This is a genomic window from Nitrospira sp. Nam74, assembly GCF_965152615.1.
Genome location: NZ_OZ224220.1, coordinates 2274348 through 2294168 on the forward strand (window position 1 = coordinate 2274348; position 19821 = coordinate 2294168).

Annotated in this window: 16 protein-coding genes; all 16 read left to right on the forward strand. The window is 55.8% G+C overall.

Annotation, left to right across the window (positions count from 1 at the left end):
• Positions 1-84: 84 nt before the first annotated feature.
• The 16 genes from ACWHYZ_RS10715 to ACWHYZ_RS10790 all read left to right on the forward strand — a co-directional run bounded on the left by ACWHYZ_RS10715 (position 85) and on the right by ACWHYZ_RS10790 (position 19816).
• Positions 85-1233, forward strand: a complete 1149-nt coding sequence (locus tag ACWHYZ_RS10715; RefSeq protein ID WP_447987244.1) for a glycosyltransferase family 4 protein — start codon at positions 85-87, stop codon at positions 1231-1233.
• A 90-nt stretch (positions 1234-1323) separates the two neighbouring features.
• Positions 1324-2367, forward strand: a complete 1044-nt coding sequence (locus tag ACWHYZ_RS10720; protein WP_447987245.1) for an NAD-dependent epimerase — start codon at positions 1324-1326, stop codon at positions 2365-2367.
• A gap of 122 nt (positions 2368-2489) precedes the next feature.
• Positions 2490-4463: an asparagine synthase (glutamine-hydrolyzing) gene (gene asnB / locus ACWHYZ_RS10725; RefSeq protein WP_447987246.1), complete on the forward strand. Its 1974-nt coding sequence runs from the start codon at positions 2490-2492 to the stop codon at positions 4461-4463.
• Positions 4464-4508: 45 nt separating this feature from the next.
• A complete protein-coding gene (locus ACWHYZ_RS10730; protein WP_447987247.1) occupies positions 4509-5225 on the forward strand; it encodes a sugar transferase in 717 nt (238 codons plus the stop codon).
• Positions 5226-5245: 20 nt separating this feature from the next.
• Positions 5246-5971 carry an acetyltransferase gene (locus ACWHYZ_RS10735; protein ID WP_447987248.1) on the forward strand — a complete coding sequence of 242 codons (726 nt, stop codon included), beginning with the start codon at positions 5246-5248 and terminating at the stop codon, positions 5969-5971.
• Positions 5972-6083: 112 nt separating this feature from the next.
• Positions 6084-8615, forward strand: coding sequence for an SLBB domain-containing protein (locus ACWHYZ_RS10740; RefSeq protein ID WP_447987249.1), 2532 nt, complete (start codon positions 6084-6086; stop codon positions 8613-8615).
• Between the two features lie 145 nt (positions 8616-8760).
• Positions 8761-9777 (forward strand): right-handed parallel beta-helix repeat-containing protein, encoded by a 1017-nt coding sequence (locus tag ACWHYZ_RS10745; RefSeq protein WP_447987563.1) that lies wholly within the window; start codon positions 8761-8763, stop codon positions 9775-9777.
• Between the two features lie 135 nt (positions 9778-9912).
• Entirely contained in the window at positions 9913-10710 is a 798-nt protein-coding gene (locus tag ACWHYZ_RS10750) for an SLBB domain-containing protein (RefSeq protein WP_447987250.1), read from the forward strand.
• Positions 10711-10792: 82 nt separating this feature from the next.
• Entirely contained in the window at positions 10793-12709 is a 1917-nt protein-coding gene (locus ACWHYZ_RS10755; protein ID WP_447987251.1) for an SLBB domain-containing protein, read from the forward strand.
• Between the two features lie 169 nt (positions 12710-12878).
• Positions 12879-14000, forward strand: a complete 1122-nt coding sequence (locus ACWHYZ_RS10760) for a DegT/DnrJ/EryC1/StrS family aminotransferase (protein WP_447987252.1) — start codon at positions 12879-12881, stop codon at positions 13998-14000.
• Between the two features lie 71 nt (positions 14001-14071).
• The gene (locus ACWHYZ_RS10765) at positions 14072-15271 is read left to right on the forward strand and encodes a glycosyltransferase family 4 protein (protein ID WP_447987253.1); all 1200 of its coding nucleotides are present in this window, start codon (positions 14072-14074) and stop codon (positions 15269-15271) included.
• Entirely contained in the window at positions 15268-15924 is a 657-nt protein-coding gene (locus ACWHYZ_RS10770; RefSeq protein ID WP_447987254.1) for a sugar transferase, read from the forward strand. Before ACWHYZ_RS10765 ends, ACWHYZ_RS10770 begins: the two co-directional genes overlap by 4 nt.
• Positions 15921-17459: a Rieske 2Fe-2S domain-containing protein gene (locus ACWHYZ_RS10775; RefSeq protein WP_447987255.1), complete on the forward strand. Its 1539-nt coding sequence runs from the start codon at positions 15921-15923 to the stop codon at positions 17457-17459. Before ACWHYZ_RS10770 ends, ACWHYZ_RS10775 begins: the two co-directional genes overlap by 4 nt.
• Positions 17460-17603: 144 nt before the next feature.
• A complete protein-coding gene (locus tag ACWHYZ_RS10780; protein ID WP_447987256.1) occupies positions 17604-19178 on the forward strand; it encodes an NAD-dependent epimerase/dehydratase family protein in 1575 nt (524 codons plus the stop codon).
• Between the two features lie 42 nt (positions 19179-19220).
• Positions 19221-19604, forward strand: coding sequence for an SxtJ family membrane protein (locus ACWHYZ_RS10785; protein ID WP_447987257.1), 384 nt, complete (start codon positions 19221-19223; stop codon positions 19602-19604).
• A gap of 59 nt (positions 19605-19663) precedes the next feature.
• A complete protein-coding gene (locus ACWHYZ_RS10790; RefSeq protein WP_447987258.1) occupies positions 19664-19816 on the forward strand; it encodes a DUF5989 family protein in 153 nt (50 codons plus the stop codon).
• Positions 19817-19821: the final 5 nt, after the last annotated feature.

Below are 19821 nucleotides of genomic sequence, written 5' to 3' on the forward strand. Positions count from 1 at the left end.
TGAATCCGCTCGATGGAGCTCATGTCGGACCGATGTGATGTGTCGTGTCTCTTAATAATCGACGTCTTGACGCACGAGAACTCCATGAAGCCTCGCAAAATAGCCTTCGTGATTACCAATCTCGTCATGGGCGGCGCTGAAATGATGCTCTACAAGATGCTGTCGCGGCTCAATCGCAATCGATTCAGCCCGCAAGTCGTCACGCTGATGGAGATTGGACCGATGGGCAAACGGATCCAGTCCCTGGGCGTGCCGGTTCATGCGCTCGGCATGGCGCGAGGGATACCTAACCCCGTCTATATGCTCAGGCTCGCGCGCTGGCTTCGAGAAGACCGCCCCCATTTGGTTCAAACCTGGCTGTATCACGCGGACCTGCTTGGCGGACTCGCTGCGAAATTAGCGGGTGGCATTCCGGTTGTATGGAACATACGGCATAGCAATCTCGATCGTCACGAAAAGCGGCGTCTCTTCTGGACCGTACGCACCTGTGCGGGCGCGTCGCATTATCTGCCTCAGCACATCATCTGCTGCTCTCAGGCCTCCCGGCGGGAGCATGTGGCGGTCGGATATGCTGCCGAGAAGATGAGCGTCATCCCGAACGGCTCCGATGTGGAAAGCTTCAAGCCGGATTCACGGGCCAGGCACTTGGTTAGACAAGAGCTTCGCATCCCTGATGCGGCTCCATTGATTGGGTTCATGGCTCGATTCCACCCGCAAAAGGATCATCGAACGTTCATAGATGCGGCTGCACGGCTGCATCGCGACAGGCCGGACGCGCATTTCTTACTCTGCGGCGAGGAGATCACCGAGGCGAATCCCGTACTCATGAGCTGGATTGAAGGCACCGGGGCGCCACAGTGTTTTCACCTCCTTGGACTTCGCATGGATATCCCCCGCCTCACGGCCTCCCTTGATATCGCGACCTCCACCTCGGCATTTGGCGAGGGCTTCCCGAACGTCATCATCGAGGCGATGGCCTGCGAAGTCGTCTGCGTGGTGACCGACGTTGGGGACTCCGCCGCAATTGTGGGCGAGTTCGGCTACGTCGTACCGATTAGGAATGCGGAGGCGCTTTACCAAGCATGGACCCGCGTCATCGACGCTACTCCAGAAGTTCGGCAACAATTGGGACGAGCAGCGAGGAGGCGGGTGAGAGAGCATTTCAATCTTCCCGATATTGTCACGCGGTATGAGGGGGTCTTCGAACGGTTTGCGTCTCAGGATGATGCGTAGTCGGGGGCGGCACGTCATCTAACCGGCATTAGGGTCTCTCAGTCTGGCGGAATGGAACGAACGGTATCGGGCCAATATGGAGGACAACGGATGATTCTCGTGACCGGCGCCGCCGGATTCATCGGCTCTCATGTCGCCCTTGCCTTGCTACAGCAAGGTCATGACGTGGTTGGCATCGATAATCTTAATGACTACTACGATGTCAGTCTGAAGGAAGCACGTCTGGCCAGATTGGCGCCATTCGAGCGCTTTACCATGTGCAAGGTGACCATAGCCGATCAGGAGGCGTTATCGGCCATCTTCACCCGCTATCCCATTCGGTCGGTCATCCATCTTGCGGCACAGGCGGGGGTCCGTTATTCCCTGACCAATCCTCAGGCCTATATCGACAGTAATATCGTCGGCTTTACAAACATGCTGGAATGCTGCCGAACGGGAAAGGTCCAGCACCTCGTGTTTGCGTCGTCCAGTTCTGTCTACGGGTTGAATAGGAGCATGCCGTTCTCAGTTCGCGATAACGTTGACCATCCCGTGTCGCTCTATGCGGCCACTAAAAAGTCCAATGAACTTGAAGCGCATGCCTATGCGCACCTGTATGGTTTGCCTTGCACGGGGTTACGATTTTTCACGGTGTATGGGCCATGGGGAAGGCCCGATATGGCGCTATTCATGTTTACGCGAGCCATTTTGGCGGGCACTCCGATTTCTGTCCACAATAATGGACAGATGCAGCGTGACTTCACCTACATCGACGATATCGTCGAAGGAGTCACCCGGGTCTGGCAAAAACCGCCGTGCCCTGATCCTCAGTGGTCCGGACACTCTCCTCAGCCAAATAGCAGCTCCGCGCCGTATCGAATTTACAATATCGGTAATCATCAGCCGGTGGCCCTCCTCTACGTCATCGAACTTCTTGAGAAAGCATTGGGGAAGAAGGCCGTCAAAACCATGCTTCCCATGCAGCCTGGCGACGTACAAGCGACCTATGCCGATGTGGATGACCTGGTTACTGACGTCGGCTTTAAGCCCGATACTCCCATTGAAGTCGGCGTGCAACGGTTCGTCGAATGGTATCGGGAATATCACGAACCCGAAAGCTGTCAGCCGCGTGTCGGTATGAATGAAACGATATGAACGCGGCGTATCTGCTCCGTACCTAACTTATTCTGCTCGTTTGATAGATCAATCAGTTCAGCGAGTCGATCCTTACATTTCCATTTGTTTTCGGAATAGCGCCAAGAGCTGGAGGTTGCTGAGTGTGCGGCATTAGCGGTTTTCTCGACACGGCCGGTCGTTTCACCGAGCAGGAACTTACATCGGCCGCCGTTGATATGGCGAACACTCTGTATCACCGCGGGCCCGATGATGGCGGGACATGGGTCGATGCGCGCGCTGGGATTGCACTGGGACATAGGCGTCTGTCCATCTTGGATCTTTCGCCTCAAGGACACCAGCCAATGCGATGCCGATGCGGGCGATATGTCCTTGTTTTCAATGGAGAAATCTACAACTTCCAGGAATTGCGGCAGGAATTAGCCGGGTTAGGCCAGACCTTTCGAGGGCACTCAGATACCGAAGTCATGCTGGAGTATATCTGTCACCATGGTCTTTCAACGGCGATCACGCGATGCAACGGCATGTTTGCGTGTGCATTGTGGGATCGAGAAGAGCGGACTCTGTACTTGATGCGGGACCGTTTAGGAGAGAAACCGCTGTATTATGGATGGATGGGCGCGACATTTGTGTTCGCGTCGGAACTCAAGGCCCTCCGAGCGCACCCGCAATTTAACGCCGACGTGAACCGCGATGCCTTGGCTCTTTACACGCGCTATGCCTACGTTCCGGCTCCCTATTCCATTTATAACCATGTTTCGAAGATCACGCCCGGCACGGTGGCTGTCCTTCGATCCCACAGCGGCAAATGGTCCATGACCTGTACAGAATACTGGTCTGTTCGGGACGCGGCCGAACGTGGGATGGCGAATCCCTTTCCTGGGTCGGAATCGGAAGCCATCGCTTCCTTGGATGAGCTACTTCGCGACGCCATTAAGCTTCGAATGGAAGCGGATGTACCGTTAGGGGCCTTTCTTTCGGGAGGCCTTGATTCGTCGACGGTCGTCGCCCTCATGCAAGCCCAAACGAGCAAGCCTGTACATACTTTTACGATCGGCTTTCATGAAGCGGCCTACAACGAAGCCATCCATGCGAAAGCCGTGGCAGCCCATCTCGGAACAGACCACAGAGAGTTATATGTGTCACCAGAGGAAGCGCGAGCAGTCATTCCCCGTCTTCCGGATTTATATGACGAGCCATTTGCCGATTCGTCGCAAATACCTACATATCTCCTGTCGGCGTTAGTTCGCCGCCATGTCACCGTTAGTCTGTCGGGAGACGCAGGTGACGAACTATTCGGCGGGTATGACCGCTACTTCCTTGCGCTAAAAATATGGAACATGCTGCGATACGTGCCGGCTGGCGCTCGTCAAGCCGCCGCTTCGCTCTTGACCTCCGTCCCGCGCAACACATGGACGACCCTCCTTGGCGGGATAGGACCTCTGTTATACCGGTCCAAAAAATCCTGGGAGCCGGGAGATAAGGTCCATAAACTGGCGGAGATCCTCGCCGTGCGGGACTGCACGGCGATGTACCATAGGCTCGTCTCTCATTGGAAATCCCCTGCATCGCTGGTTCACGGCGCCATGGAGCCTGCGACGGTGCTGACGGATCGACGCGAGTGGCCTCACCTCTCGGCATTTGCCGAGCAGATGATGTACGTCGACACTCGAACTTACTTGCCGGACGACATTCTTGTGAAAGTGGATCGGGCCGCTATGGGTGTCAGTCTCGAAACAAGAATTCCGTTCCTAGACCACCGCATCGTCGAGTTGGTGTGGCGGTTACCGCTGTCCATGAAGATGCGAGGGCAGACGGGCAAATGGCTTCTACGGCAACTGCTCTATCGATATGTGCCTAAAGCACTGATCGAACGGCCCAAAATGGGATTCGGCGTGCCGATAGAAGCATGGCTCCGGGGACCGTTGCGGGAGTGGGCGGAATCCTTACTAAATGAGACTCGGTTGCGGAATGAAGGATTTTTTTCCCCCGAGCCGATCCGGAAAAAATGGGCGGAGCATCTTTCGGGACACCGAGACTGGGCATACGAACTCTGGGATGTGTTGATGTTTCAGGGCTGGCTTGAAAGCATAAAGGACGGCCATGTGAAGCGATAGACAGCGGGCATCATTTCCATAGTCATCCGACACGGGTCAATAGACGTGCAATCATTCTATCAACGCGTTGGGAAGCGGTATCTGGATGTCTGCCTCACCATACCTGCCGTGGTGATATCGGCGCCACTATTCGTCTGCCTCGCCGTGCTGGTGCGTGTGAATCTCGGTTCGCCGGTTCTCTTCACGCAGCAACGCCCCGGCTTACGTGCCCGCATCTTTACCATCTATAAGCTTCGGTCGATGACCGATGCTCGGGACGCCGACGGTCGCCTCCTTCCGGAGTCGCAACGCATCACACGGTTCGGTCGTTTTCTCCGTTTTTCCAGTCTGGACGAACTTCCAGGTTTGTGGAATGTCGTGAAGGGAGAGATGAGCCTCGTCGGGCCACGGCCTCTGATGAGGGAATACCTCGACAGGTATAGTCCTGAGCAGCAACATCGACATGATGTCCTGCCGGGCATCACCGGTTGGGCTCAAGTCAATGGACGAAATGCGCTGACGTGGGAGCAGAAGTTCGAGCATGATCTGTGGTACGTCGCACACCAATCGTTATGGCTTGACGTGAAAATCCTTCTGCGAACCATTTGGAAGGTGCTTCGTTGCGAGGGCATTACACAACCCGGGCATGCGACCATGGAACCGTTTAAAGGGATGCAGCCGGTAGCTGTGACACCCGATCCTTTCGAGCCTCGTCAGGAGGCAAAGAGGGAGCTGTCCCACCCCGAAAATTACGTGAAACATCCACCTCTATCTGTTCGCTAGTTGAATAGAAGGACCACGATATGAACACGACCAAGCGTTTATTCATCGTCGGGGCGGGCGGTTTGGGCCGTGAACTCGTCGATATCGTCCGGGCATCTCCGACATGTCGATATGCTGATATCGCCTTCATTGATGATACTGTCCAGGCGGGCACGCTGATCGACGGCGTCCCGGTTATCGGGGATAGGAGAGTATTGGGCCATCTGTCACCTGACTCAGTGATGGTATGTGTGGCGGTGGGGAATCCTGAGATCCGTCGCAATCTAATCGAAGACCTGAGGCGCTACGGTCATACAGCGGCGAATCTCATAGACCCAACCGCCCTGATCCGTACATCGGCAACTTTTGAAGAAGGGACGCTTGTTCTCGCACGGGCCGTGATTAGTTCTCATGCCTTCCTCGGCCCGCACGTCGTGATTAATATCGGTGCCGTGATCGGGCACGACGTGTCCGTCGGCCGTTACTCGGTGATAGGAGCCGGTGCTCTGATCTCAGGGGGCGCCACGATTGGGGAGGGTGTGTTGGTCGGGGCGGGCGCCACGATTCTTCCTCATGCGACGGTCGGGAGTTGGTCGAAGGTCGCGATGGGGGCCGCAGTGTTTTCCCCGGTCGGTGCCAACACGACTGTCTTGGGAAATCCGGCCCGCCCAATCGTGGGAGGACATCCACCACCTGTTCAGACGAACCCCTCGACGAATGGATTCTCGGGGATAGCGCCATCGGTTCTAAAAAAGGTTGACGGCTGATTCCCGCTATGAGGTTCATTGTTTGCACAATACTTGTCACAACCCGGTGAGTGATGTCATGCAGTCGTCTAGAAACATATGGCCGACACGCTTTCCTATGGCTGTGCTTTTCATGCTCATAACGTTGCTGAATTGGCAACCGACTGCCTACGGCGCAGATGCCATGTCGGTTCCGAATCCAGATTATCGCCTTGGGCCTAATGATGTGATTCGCGTCCAAGTCTTTGGCGAGGACGATTTGACTGTAGAAGGAAAGGTGGGGGGGGACGGCACGATGAACTTTTCCCTCCTGGGACCCATCCGGGTGGGAGGGCGGACGGTCCAAGAGGTGCGTGAAGAGGTGACGGCACGGCTCGCAGAAGGGTATCTGAAGCAGCCGAAAGTCACGATCTATATTGTCCGCTATCGGAACTTCTACGTGAGTGGTGAGGTGAAGACGCCTGGAGGATACCCCTATGAGGATGGCTTGACCATTGAAAAAGCGATTTCCCTTGCCGGTGGGTTCACGGACAAAGCGGAGAGGCGCGCCGTCAAGGTGAATCGGGTGACAAACGGGCACGCTCTGACGCTGCCCCTTGAACTTTCACAGTCTGTGCGACCAGATGACACGGTCATCGTGGCGCCGAGCGAGAAAGTCTATGTAACAGGCGAGGTCGTACGCCCAGGCAGTTATCTGTATGAGGCCGGGATTAGTCTTCAGAAAGCCATCACGCTTGCCGGAGGGTTCACGGAGAAAGCCGAGCGGAATCATCTCACCGTATTGCGCCATGCCAATGGAGGCGAAGAGGCGGTGCCCGTGACGCCGGAGAGCGTCATGCTGCCGGATGACATGATTGTCGTCCCGGAAGGGCAGCGGTTCTACATGACCGGCGAAGTCAAAACGCCCGGACGATATCGGTACGAACCGCACCTGACGATCAACAAGGCGATTTCCCTGGCCGGCGGCGTGACGGAGAAGGCGGAGGAGGGGGCGGTGAAGCTGACGCGACTGACCGACGGTCATGCGCAGACGATCCAGGCGGGGCTCGATGTCTCCATCTTGCCGGATGATATCATCGCCGTTGAACCGCAAACCCACAGGTTTTATGCGAGCGGCGAGGTAAAGACCCCGGGCGGCTATCCATACAAACAAGGGCTGTCGGTGCATAAAGCGTTGGCGATGGCAGGGGGAATGACAGAGAAGGCTGCTCGCGAAACCATCAACGTTCTGAGGCGCACCAACGGCCAAGAGAACACTTTTCCCGTCAGGTTGGATAGCGCTGTGCTGCCGGACGATATCATTGTCGTCCCGGAAGGACAGCGGTTTTATGTCAGCGGCGAGGTGAAAAATCCTGGTCACTATTTCTATCAGAAGGATCTGACGATTCATAAAGCCATCTCGATGGCCGGCGGTGTGACGGAAAAGGCTGAGTTGGGCACCATCAAAGTGACCCGGTTGACGGACGGCCAAGCGAAGACGTTTCAAGGCGATCCGGATTCGTTTGTGCTGCCCGAAGACGTCATTGTCATCGAACCGCAGGTCCATAAGTTTTATACCAGCGGAGAAGTGAAAACGCCGGGGGGATATCCCTACAAGCAGGGCCTGACGGTTCATAAGGCGTTGGCAATGGCAGGAGGTCTGACGGACAAGGCCGAGCGCGGCGCCATGGCTATCCTGCGGCATACCAACGGACAAGAGGAGAGTCTGCCGGCCAAGCTGGATAGCCTGGTGATGCCGGACGATATTATCGTTGTTCCCGAGGGGCAGCGCTTTTATATCAGCGGGGAAGTCAAAACCCCCGGGCGATATCTGTATGAAACGAACCTGAGCGTCAATAAAGCGATTTCGATGGCCGGGGGCGTGACGGAGAAGGCGGAAAACTCGGCCGTCAAACTGACGCGCCTGACAGGCGGTGAGGCTAAGACCATGCAAGCTGCACCGGATGCGCTCGTCTTGCCTGATGACATCATTGTCGTGGAGCCGCAGACCAATAAGTTTTATGTGAGCGGAGAAGTCAAGACCCCTGGCGGCCATCCCTTTAAAGAAGGGCTGAATGTGCAAAAAGCGATCGCGATGGCGGGCGGGACCACGGAGAAGGCCGATCGGGACAGCGTACGAATCGTTCGAGTTATCAATGGCCGCGAAGAGAGTACAAACGTAACGCTGAACGCGGCCGTACGAGCGGACGATACGATCGTTGTCCCGGAAGGCCGGCGCTTTTACGTGAGCGGAGAAGTGAAGACCGCCGGACGGTATCTCTACGAACAGGGGGTCACTGTGCAAAAGGCTATTACGATGGCCGGCGGATTTACCGAGAAGGCGGATAAGGCCGGAATGGCGGTCGTTCGAGTGAACGGCAATACGCTTCATACGATGGCCGTTGAACTCGACGCCCTAATCCTGCCGGAAGATCTGATCGTCGTCGCGCAGATTCAAAAAGTATATGTCAACGGGGAAGTCAAAACGCCCGGTGGGTATGCTTACGAAAAGGGGTTGACCATTCATAAAGCCGTCACGATGGCTGGAGGCTTCACCGATAAGGCCGCTGAAGGACGCATTAAAGTCTTGCGTAGGGTCAACGGCCAAGAGCAGTCCTTCAAGGTCAAACTCGAAGATTCCGTCCTCCCCGAGGACATCATCGTGGTTCCACAAAGCTTTTTCTAACCGCACGACACATACACTCCATCGAGGGCAATTGTATAAGCGTAACAAAAACCTCCTTATGCTTCTGGCGTGGTCGATGCTTTCACACAGTATGGTTACCTGTGTTCATCCATCATCCGATCTTAGCTATCGAGATGGCTTGCCTGTGGAAAGAGCGGCACATGCCACGCCATCCTTCGCATATCCGACGCATGATGTCGGCATTCCGACCTTGTACGTCGCTCCTACAGGGTCCAACGATCAGGATGGGCGCTCTCCTGCCACGGCATTTGAAACGATAAGCCGGGCAGCCTTGGCAGCCGGTCCGGGCGATGTCGTCGAGATCCGAGGCGGGACCTATTCTGAATATGTCGTGCTGCAGACGAGTGGAACAGCCGAACGGCCTATCACGTTTATGGCCCATCCCGGCGAGCAAGTGACGATCGATGGGTCAGGGCGAGCCCCGAATCCCGACCTGATGCCCGGAAATGACGGCAATCCTCCGCTCCTCACCGTTGCGGGCAGCTACATTATGGTCAAAGGCCTAGAAATCAAGAATGCCGCAGGCTGCGGGGTCAATATATACGGCGACCACGTGACGCTTGACGCGCTGCATGTCCATAATAATTTTTTGGCGGGTATTGATGCCTGGAAAGCGGCGGACGGGGTGATTGAAAATTGTACGGTGCATGATAACTACGATTACCGTCCCAACAATGCCGCCCTGAGCGGGGATACCGGGGACGGTATTGCCCTGAACGGACCGTCCATCCGCATGACCGTACGAAACAATACCGTCTATCACAATTCCGATGACGGAATTGATGTCTGGGACAGCAGCAACAACGTCATCGAAGGCAATACCATCTACAACAATGGCTATGGGACGGGCGGCGATGGTGAAGGGGTCAAGATCGGACCGGGGACCGGCAATATTGTTCGGAACAATCGTGCCTATGGCAATCGCCTCTCCGGCTTTGTGGGCGGCGAGACAGGCGGGAATGAAATCCGCAACAACATTGCATACGGCAATTGGCGCGACTTCAACAATTCACAGTCGAACAATCAGCCGAGGCCGAACATCTTTGCCGATAATGTCGGTGATACGATCTATCGGATGGGGAAGGCCGTTCAGATCAATAATAGCTGGAATCCAGAAGTCCGTTTCACTCCGGCTCCATGACCGGATCTCTCCGGCCATCCGACCGCGCCCGCGACTCTCTTCTCTTGTCGATGCCCGGCGTGCAAGTTCTCAGGTCGAAGGGCATTGATTACCGTCCGGTATAGAGCCCGGCAGGAACCAGAGGAGGATAGGGAGATGTCACTCGTCGCTGTGCTGCGTTGCTCACGCCGCAACAAGACTGTCATCTATCTATTCATCGGCCTTATCTTGTGGCCTCTCGGCGCCCTTGCCGATCGTGTGGCGGTTCCCAATCCGGGGTATCGTCTTGGCCTAAATGATGTAATCCGAGTTCAAGTCTTTGGCGAAGATGACTTGACGATGGAAGGAAAAGTCGGCGGAGACGGCAAGATGACGTTTCCACTTGTCGGGTCTCTTCAGGTCGTGGGAAGAACCGCTCAAGAAGTGGCGGACGATTTCACGGCTCGCTTGGCGGATGGGTATCTTCGTCAACCGAAGGTCACCGTCTCGATTATCCGGTATCGGAATATCTATATCAGCGGAGAAGTAAAAACACCGGGGGCGTATCCCTATGAAGACGGTCTGACGGTTCAAAAGGCTGTGTCCTGGGCCGGAGGATTGACCGAGAAGGCCGATAAGACGGGTTTGACGGTGGTCAGGGTGAATGCGGACAAGCTCGATACCTTGCCCGTTCAGCTTGATGCGCTCATTCGCCCCGATGATGTGATCGTTGTGGCGCATGCACAAAAAATCTATGTCAGCGGAGAAGTGAAGACCCCGGGAGGGTTCGTATATGAGAAGGGGCTGACGATGCATAAGGCGATCACGCTGGCCGGCGGGTTTACGGATAAGGCGGCTGAAGGGCGCACAAGGGTGTTGCGCACCATTAATGGCGAGCAGCAGTCGATTCGAGTCAGACTGGATGACCCCGTCCTCCCAGAAGATATTATCGTCGTTCCACAGAGCTTTTTCTAACTGTCCATCGCATCTGACATCGCTTCTTCGGTCAAGGCGAATCACCCATTGACAGAGCCGTGCGACCAGGAGTGCAGACACAATGGATGCTCGCCAAACATGTGTCATTGAACGCCGCATGAAAGTCCTAACGGTTCTTTTCATCGCTATTCTCTTGATGCCGGCATTTGCGAAGGGAGCGGGCCCGATCGCACTGCCCGATCCCGGGTACCGGCTCGGTCCCAATGACATCGTGCGCGTGCAAATCTTTGGCGAAGATGATTTGACTACGGAAGGGAAAGTCGGCGGTGACGGCACGATGAATTTTCCTCTGCTCGGTCCAGTCCAAGTGGGTGGCCGGTCAGTCAAGGAAGTCCGGGATGATGTCACGGCTAGGTTGGCAGAAGGCTATCTCAGGCAGCCGAAGGTCAGTATCTCTATCGTCCGCTATCGCAATGTATATGTGAGCGGGGAAGTCAGAACGCCGGGTGGCTACCCGTATGAGGATGGCCTGACGGTTCAAAAGGCTCTTTCTTTGGCCGGCGGATTGACGGAGAAAGCAGATCGGCGCGGGGTGAAGGTCAACCGATCCATCGATGGTCGTGTGCAGGCCATATCAGGGGATGCTGCGACTCCTGTGTTTCCCGACGACACCATTGTCGTCGCCCCCAGCGAGAAGGTCTATGTGACAGGGGAAGTGGCCCGACCCGCGACCTATGCCTATGAAGAAGGCATGAATCTTCAAAAAGCCATTACGCTGGCGGGTGGATTCACGGACAAAGCCGAACAGGGCATGATCAAGGTGACCCGGCTCACAGATGGGCTGGCGCAGACCATCAAAGCTGAGGTGGAGACGCTCCTGCTGCCCGACGACATCATTATCGTGGAATTGCAGAACCACAAGTTTTACGCCAGTGGCGAAGTGAAAACTCCGGGGAGTTATCCTTACAAGGCGGGCATGACCGTGCACAAAGCGGTTGCGATGGCGGGAGGCTTGACGGAGAAGGCCGAGCGCGAACTTCTCAGAATTCTTCGCCATACGAACGGTCGTGAAGAGACCGTTGCCGTCAGGCTCGATGCGCCGGTATTTCCCGATGACATTCTTGTTGTCCCCGAGGCGCAGCGCTTCTATATCAGCGGCGAAGTCAAAACACCGGGACGGTATGTGTACGAGAAAAGCCTGACTCTCCACAAGGCCATTTCCATGGCCGGAGGCACCACGGAAAAGGCCGAGGAAGGCACGGTCAAAGTGACACGCCTAGCGGACGGCCAGGTCAGCACCCTCCATGGCGGGCACGACATGCTCGTGTTGCCGGACGATATTATCGTGGTCGAACCGCAGATGCACAAGTTTTATATCAGCGGAGAGGTGAAGACGCCGGGAGCCCACCCGTACAAAGATGGCCTCACTATTCAGAAGGCCATTGCGATCGCCGGCGGCACGACTGAAAAGGCTGACCGTGGAAGCATGCGAGTGGTACGGATGGTGAATGGCCGGGAAGCGACGGTCCTCGTGACGGCCACGGCGCCGGTTCTGCCCGATGACAACATTGTGGTGCTGGAGGGGCAGCGCTTTTATGTCAGCGGAGAAGTGAGAAGTGCCGGTCGGTATCTCTATGAACCGGGCGTCACCGTACAAAAGGCGATTACAATGGCAGGCGGGTTTACCGAGAAGGCAGATAAGGCAGGCATGACCGTCGTCCGGGTGCACGGAGCGGCGCTCGATACAGTCCCGGTAGAGCTGGATGCGGTGATCATGCCCGACGATCTTGTTGTGGTCGCTCATGCGCAAAAAATTTATGTGAATGGAGAAGTTAAGACGCCCGGTGGATTCCCCTATGAGAAGGGCCTGACGATACATAAGGCCATTACGTTGGCTGGCGGATTCACGGATAAGGCAGCGGAGCGGCGCACGAAGGTGCTGCGTACCATACAGGGAGAGCAACAGTCGATCCGAGTCAAACTCGATGATCCGGTCCTTCCGGAAGATATCATCGTCGTGCCACAAAGCTTCTTCTAGCGAGACAAGCCTTTCGGGGCGGTATCGGCCCAGCCCGTCCCCTGAGTAGATACAAGACGACATGAAATCTTGCGGCGTGCGCCGGGGAGCGCCGTTCGCCGCACTCTCCGTGAATGACCTCGTCGATCCTAAGCGATGCACCGAAGAATCCATACAGAGGAGAACCGATATGACACCTATTCCAATTATTCGCCCCACGCTTCCTTCCATCGCACAAATCATGGACGAGATTCGTTCCGGTTGGGACGTAGGCATGGTCACGGTCGGGCCGACCGTGAAGGCGTTAGAAGAGGAGGCGTGTCGACAAACCGGCGCGCAACACGCCGTCGCTCTTTCTTGCTGCACTGCCGGTTTGATGATGATTCCACGTGCCTTAGAATTGGCGGCCGGTAGCGAGGTCATTGTGCCCTCATTCACTTTTGCGGCGACGGCGCAAGCGCTTCTTTGGAACGGTCTCGTGCCGGTGTTCTGTGAATGCCTGCCCGGGACATGCTCGTTGGATCCGGAAGATGTCGAGAGAAATCTGTCACCGCGAACGTCGGCAATTTGTGCGGTGGCGGTCTATGGTTTGCCTCCCGATATCGATGCGTTGCTCGAAGTCGGCCGCCGCGCCGGCGTGCCGGTCTATTTCGACAGTGCGCAAGGACTCGGAGCGACCTATCACGGGCAACCGCTCGGGTCATGGGGGACGTGTGAAGTGTTCTCGCTCAGCCCGAGTAAGGTTGTGACTGCGATTGAAGGCGGTCTCTTCACGACTAATGATGCCTCTCTCGCCGGCCGCATTCGCGCGATGCGAGACTACGGCAAGGATCCGGTCAAGGGCGAGGAAATGGTGTATCTGGGATTGTCCGCCCGCATGAGCGAACTGCATGCTGCCGTCGGGCTGCACTCGCTGCGGTCCATCCATGAACTGGTGAAGGCACGGATGACACGGATCGGTGTGTACCGCGAACGGCTCGGTGCGTTGCCGGGATGTTGGGTGCAGGAGTATCCGGATGATCGGACGACCAGCGGCAATTATTTTGTCCTTTTTATTACCGACAAGGCCAAGGCGAGCCGGGATGATGTATACGAATCGCTAAAGCAGGCGGGCATCCAGACGAAGCGATATTTCTATCCCCCGCTTCATGAGCAGGCCATCTTCAAACAATTTCCAATGAAGGTCAGCGCTCGCCTGTCGCAGACACAATCCACCAGTCGAGCCGGCCTGGCGTTGCCATTGTACTGTCACATGCCGCAGGAAGAGATCGACATGATTTGCCGGCGTGTTGAAGCCTTACTCGCCTCATGAGGATGAAGGGCGATGTGGGCTGATCCGAAGCCCTGCAGCTCCATAATCGCCGGAGACTGGTGAAGGTTACGATGCACAATGCCAAGCCCCGTCTCGTTTTGCTCATCACCGAAGACTTCTATCTATGGTCGCACCGGCTTCATGTCGCTCGCGCCGCCCGGGATGCCGGGCTGGACGTGCACGTCGTGACACGCATCCGCGACTATGAGAAGCCGCTTAAAGAAGAAGGGTTTACGTTGGTGCCGATCCCGTTCCTTCGACGTGGCAGACAGCCAGTCGGTGAATTGTATGGCGTACTCAAATTGGCCCAACTCTATCGGCGACTCAAACCGGATATCGTTCATCACGTCGCCATGAAACCGGTTCTCTATGGCTCGTGGGCGGCGCGGCTGGCTGGCGTGCCCGCTGTCGTCAATGCCGTGGCGGGTCTGGGGTATGGGTTCATCGCCGAGGGATGGCAGGCGAGGGTTCTGCGAGCAGGATTGCGGACAGGTCTGCGGTCGGCTTTGGCTCTTTCAAACTCGAAAGTGATCTTTCAGAACCGTGAGGATTTCGAGCGGATGGTAAGAGAGAAGGTCGTACGAAGAGAGCGGGTCGTCCTCATTCGCGGTGCCGGCGTCGATCTGACCAAATACACGCCTTCCGAAGAACGCCCTGGTGTTCCGATGGTTGTTTATGGCGGGCGGATGCTCTGGCATAAAGGGATCAAGGAATTTGCCGACGCCGCCCGTCTTTTAAAGCAACGCCGTATCCCGGCGCGGTTCGTGCTCGTGGGGAAAACCGACCCCGACAACCCGGATAGCCTTTCCGAGAACCAACTCCTTTCCTATGAGAAGGAAGGGATCATTGAGTGGTGGGGCCATCGCGAAGATATCCCGGAAATCCTGTCGGGCGCCCAGGTTGTTGTGTTGCCTAGTTACACTGAAGGGCTGCCGAAGATCTTGCTTGAAGCTTGCGCCTGCGCACGCGCGGTCGTGGCCTGCGCCAATGCCGGTTGCCGCGAAATCGTCAGAGATGGTGAGAACGGCTTTCTGGTTCCTCCCAAAGACGCGGTGGCGCTCGCGCGAGCCATTACGGATCTGCTAACAGATGCGCGACTCCGTAAAAGGATGGGAAAACGCGGTCGCGACATCGTGATGAATGAGTTCTCAGTTGAGCAGGTCGCGCGTCAAACCCTTGAGGTGTACGACGAACTCTTACGGCAAGTGGGGCGGGCATCGTTTGACGTGAAGAATTATCAGGCCGCCATCGAGACAGGTAAGAGCGCGTGAAACGGGCACTAGACATTTGTGGCGCATTTGGAGGCCTGCTGGTGTTGGCCCCTCTGTTCGCCATCGTCTCGGTGCTGATCAAAATCGGCTCCCCCGGGCGCGTCTTCTTTCGGCAGGAGCGGATTGGAATGGGATTCCGTCCCTTCTGGATTTATAAGTTTCGCACGATGGTGGAGGATGCTCCGATGAAAGGCGGGACCGTGACGGCGACCACCGACCCGCGGATTACCCCGATCGGAGCCATCCTACGGAAGACGAAAATCGACGAACTGCCGCAGCTTTTCAATGTGCTGAAAGGCGATATGAGTCTTGTCGGCCCGCTCCGGCCGGAGGTTCGCCACTATGTCGACATGTTTCGGCCACAGTATGAAGCCATTCTGACGATGCGGCCGGGACTTACGGATCTCGCCTCTTTGAAACGTCCCGATGAGCAGGAGTTCCTCGCTAAATTTGAGAATCCTGAAGAGGAGTACGCACAACATCTGTTGCCGGAGAAGCTTCAATTGGGGAAAGATTATCTTCACCGAGCCTCATTGCTCTTCGATCTCAGGTTGATCCTGAAGACCATGCTTGTCCTAATGGTACGAAACAATCGGTGGGTGGAGAAAGAGGGTCAGGCCGTACCCTACGAGACCAGAGGAGAACATCGGTGAACGTTATTCATTTGGGTCATGCGGGATTGAAACTGGAGACAACCAGAGCCACGATCTTGTTGGATCCATGGTTCTCACCCGAGGGCGCGTTTCAGGCGTCTTGGTTCCAATATCCTGATAATGCCCATCTCGTAACTCCTTCCTTGTTCAAGCCGAACGCCATCGTGATCTCACATGAGCATCTGGATCATGTGGATCCTTGGTTTCTGGCACGAGTGCCCTCGGATGTGCCGGTGATCATCCCTCGTTACCCTTCACCAGTTTTGAAGCGGAAGATCCTCTCGGCCGGTTCGCGGACTATTCTCGAGCTGGGCTTCTGGGAGCGGGGCAATCTCGCCGGGGGAGTGGAGGTCTTTTTCGTTCCCGAGGAATCACCGGTGAACCACGATGCCGCCGTCGTCATGCAAGCCGGCGGGTATACCCTCCTGAATATGAATGATGCGCGGCTTTCCTCTGTACGACTGAGAGAGATTCGAACTTCTGTCGGGGGTCGAGTTGATTTGTTGTGCCTCCAAGGAGCCGGCGCCTCGTGGTATCCGATGTGCTACGACTATGCGGATGTCCGACGCGAAGAACTGTCCCGGAGCAAGCGCCTCGCCAAGCTGGCGTATGTGGCGCGTGTGGTGAAAACCCTGGAACCGGTGACGGTATTTCCCTTTGCCGGTCCACCCTGCTTTCTTGATCCAGAAATCGTTCGGCATAACAATGAGATGCAATCCGGGATCTTTCCGGACCAGCGACAAGTCTGCGAGTGGCTGGCCACACAACGGATCACCAATGCGGTGTTGTTGATGCCGGGAGACGGATGGGATCTTAAGAGTCGGACCAAGGATGCGGATCCTGTCTGGAACGACTTCTCGCTGGAGGATAGAGAAATCTATCTTGCCGCGTACGCGGAGCGCCGACGCCCCTATATCGAAGCGGTGCGCGCCCGACATCCGGAGCCGGCTGCCTCCCAGTGGGAGCCCTTCCGCGACTACTTCGAGCGTCTTCTAAAAATGAGCCTTTATTTTAACCGAAAAATCGGCATGCGTGTCGGATTCGATATTACTGGATACGGCGGAGGTCACTGGGCGGTCGATTTCCGTCCAGGGTCTGAAGGGGTCTTCCAAACTGATGATGACTGTGCGTATCGATACCGTTTTGAGTCCCGTTGGTTGCCTCCGCTGCTTGCGGGAACCGTACCTTGGGAGGACTTTTTCTTATCGTTGCGGTTCCAGGCATGGCGGCATCCCGACCTATATAACGATCATTTGCTGGGGCTGCTGAAGTTTGCCCATCCTGAATCGCTGGAGGCGGTGGAACGATTCGAGACATCCGCGAACAGCAATGAGCACATTACGATCCATGCCGAAGGCTGCACGTATCAGATTCAGCGCCAATGCCCGCATGGTGGGCATGATCTCTTGGAGAGTGGCGAGGTCCTTCCAGGCCGTATCCTGCGCTGCTTGGGCCACCACTATGAATTTGCTCTCGATACCGGCGAGTGCGTGAACGGCTCCTGCCCGGGGCTCGTGTCCCACCGGATTACATAGTCTCCTTCGAACCTCGCGGTACTGCTTTGATCGGTACGGCGCTTAGCAAGAGATTTTAGCAATCGGCTCATCGCGTTTCTTTGCCGACGATTCTTCACTCCTCTGCCAATTTCAAGAGTGATTCTTAGAAACAGGAGGAAACACATGTTGACCGGAAAAATTCGTGCTTCTCTCGACATGGGCATGCGGATCGCCGCCGATGTCGTTATGGTCAACATCGCGCTCGCCATCGCGATGCTGACGCGATACTTCATTGTCCTCTGGGTAGAAGGAACCCTGTCACCCCATGATGTTCTTATTGAGTATGTCGGGCAATTTCTCGACAGTTTCTGGCTTCTGACCCTCATTTCCATTGCCGTCTTCTACGTCAGCGGATTTTATACCCGCGGACGGTTCTATCAGGGTCAGTATAAAGCGCTCGTCGTCGCGCAAGCCGTAAGCTTGAGTTACTTGATGTTTGGATTTGTCGCCTTGCTGACGCAAGGGGCCATTGCACTTCCACGTAGCGTCTTTTTCATCGGTTGGGTGATGACTGCAGGCCTGCTGATTGTCTCGCGGCTCTGGTCGATGTTGTGGCGAATGATGGACGGAACCGGCATGCCCCAGGATCGGCCTCGGCCGACGACGAAAGGGGCAACGGGCAAGCGGATTCTGGTGATCGGCGGGGCAGGTTACATTGGGTCGGCACTCCTGCCCAAGCTGCTCGATCGTGGTCACCATGTCCGTCTCCTCGATCTGTTTCTGTTTGGGAAGGAGCCCATCGTTAATGTCATTGGGCATCCCAACTTGCAAATCATCCAGGCTGATTTTCGTCACGTCGATAAAATCGTCCAAGCGATGAGCGGTATGGATGAGGTCATTCATTTGGGCGCCATCGTGGGAGATCCGGCCTGTTCGCTGGATCAGGAGTTGACGGTCGAAGTGAATCTTATGGCCGTACGGATGATTGCCGAGGTGGCGAAGGGAAGCGGGATCAGGCGGTTCTGTTTTGCGAGCACCTGTTCCGTGTACGGGGCAAGTGACGAGATTTTGGACGAAAGATCGCACCTTCATCCCCTCTCTCTCTATGCGCGGAGCAAGCTGGGATCGGAGAAGGTGCTGATGCAAATGGCAGATGATCAGTTTTCTCCTGTCATTCTAAGATTCGGCACGGTGTATGGGCTGTCCGGCCGCACGCGATTCGATCTTGTGATTAATCTCCTTACGGCGAAAGCGGTGAAAGAAGGCAAAATCACCGTCTTCGGTGGAGGGCAATGGCGACCCTTCTTGCATGTCAACGATGCAGCGCTCGCCCTACTGAAGGCAGTAGAAAGTCCCACAGACCTCATTCACAGCCAAGTGTTCAATGTAGGATCAAACGAACAGAATTACCAATTGGGTGATGCCGCGAAGATTATTCATTCGTTTGTTCCACAAGCGGAAGTGGTAGATATGGGAGCCGATACCGATTTCAGAAATTATCGGGTCGACTTCACGAAGATCAAAAAAATGCTGAACTTTAGACCGGAATGGACGTTACAGCAAGGCGTCCAGCAAGTCATTGCTGCGTTCGAAAAAGGAGAGGTACGGGATTATCGGAACGCGATGTATAGCAATGTCAAATTCCTCGTCGAGGAGGCCAACTCATGCCTCATCAGGCGCGAAAAGGGATGGGCGTATGAGCTCATCAAAGAAGAGGGGAAGCCGGAGAAGGGGTCCATTGTCAGCGCAGCACGTTGACCTGCATAGGGAAAAGAAGGATGCCGACGCCAGGAGGAATGTATGAGCGATGAGAATCGACGGTTTGGAATAGTGATGGCCGCGGGGTTCTTTCTTGTGGGAGTTATCCGGTACATCTCGACCGGCATTATTACCTGGTGGCTGGGCGCTCTCGGCCTTGTCTTGCTCTTGGCGGCCTTTACGTGGCCGCGAATTCTGGCGCCTGTCCGAGGTGTATGGATGAAACTCGGCCACGTACTCGGGTTCGTGAATGGACGAATTATCCTGACTGTGCTGTTTCTTGGAATCATCACGCCTGTCGCGCTTGTCATGCGGCTGTTTAGAAAGCAGCCTATTGCGGACCGATTGTCAGCCGCTGTCGACTCCTATTGGCATCCGCGGTCGCCCGAAGAGTTTGTCCCTCAGCGTATGGAGCGTCAGTTCTAGGGGTCGGACGACCGCATGATTGCATCACTGCCATAACCATTTTACCGGCGGAGTGGACGATGAATACGTTTGTGATGGAATTGTGGAAATTTATGCGAGAGCGAAAGAAGTTTTGGCTTTTGCCGATTATTATGGTGCTGGTTCTCTTCGGCACCTTGGTGGTGTTAACCGAAGGGTCCGCTGTCGCGCCGTTTATTTACACACTGTTTTAGGTAGG

Bases quoted from the DNA above. Each gene is read 5' to 3' on its own strand.
- ACWHYZ_RS10715 (WP_447987244.1), top strand. From the start codon at position 85: ATGAAGCCTCGCAAAATAGCCTTCGTGATTACCAATCTCGTCATGGGC.
- ACWHYZ_RS10720 (WP_447987245.1), top strand. From the start codon at position 1,324: ATGATTCTCGTGACCGGCGCCGCCGGATTCATCGGCTCTCATGTCGCC.
- ACWHYZ_RS10735 (WP_447987248.1), top strand. From the start codon at position 5,246: ATGAACACGACCAAGCGTTTATTCATCGTCGGGGCGGGCGGTTTGGGC.
- ACWHYZ_RS10740 (WP_447987249.1), top strand. From the start codon at position 6,084: ATGCTCATAACGTTGCTGAATTGGCAACCGACTGCCTACGGCGCAGAT.
- ACWHYZ_RS10750 (WP_447987250.1), top strand. From the start codon at position 9,913: ATGTCACTCGTCGCTGTGCTGCGTTGCTCACGCCGCAACAAGACTGTC.
- ACWHYZ_RS10755 (WP_447987251.1), top strand. From the start codon at position 10,793: ATGGATGCTCGCCAAACATGTGTCATTGAACGCCGCATGAAAGTCCTA.
- ACWHYZ_RS10760 (WP_447987252.1), top strand. From the start codon at position 12,879: ATGACACCTATTCCAATTATTCGCCCCACGCTTCCTTCCATCGCACAA.
- ACWHYZ_RS10765 (WP_447987253.1), top strand. From the start codon at position 14,072: ATGCACAATGCCAAGCCCCGTCTCGTTTTGCTCATCACCGAAGACTTC.
- ACWHYZ_RS10780 (WP_447987256.1), top strand. From the start codon at position 17,604: ATGTTGACCGGAAAAATTCGTGCTTCTCTCGACATGGGCATGCGGATC.
- ACWHYZ_RS10785 (WP_447987257.1), top strand. From the start codon at position 19,221: ATGAGCGATGAGAATCGACGGTTTGGAATAGTGATGGCCGCGGGGTTC.
- ACWHYZ_RS10790 (WP_447987258.1), top strand. From the start codon at position 19,664: ATGAATACGTTTGTGATGGAATTGTGGAAATTTATGCGAGAGCGAAAG.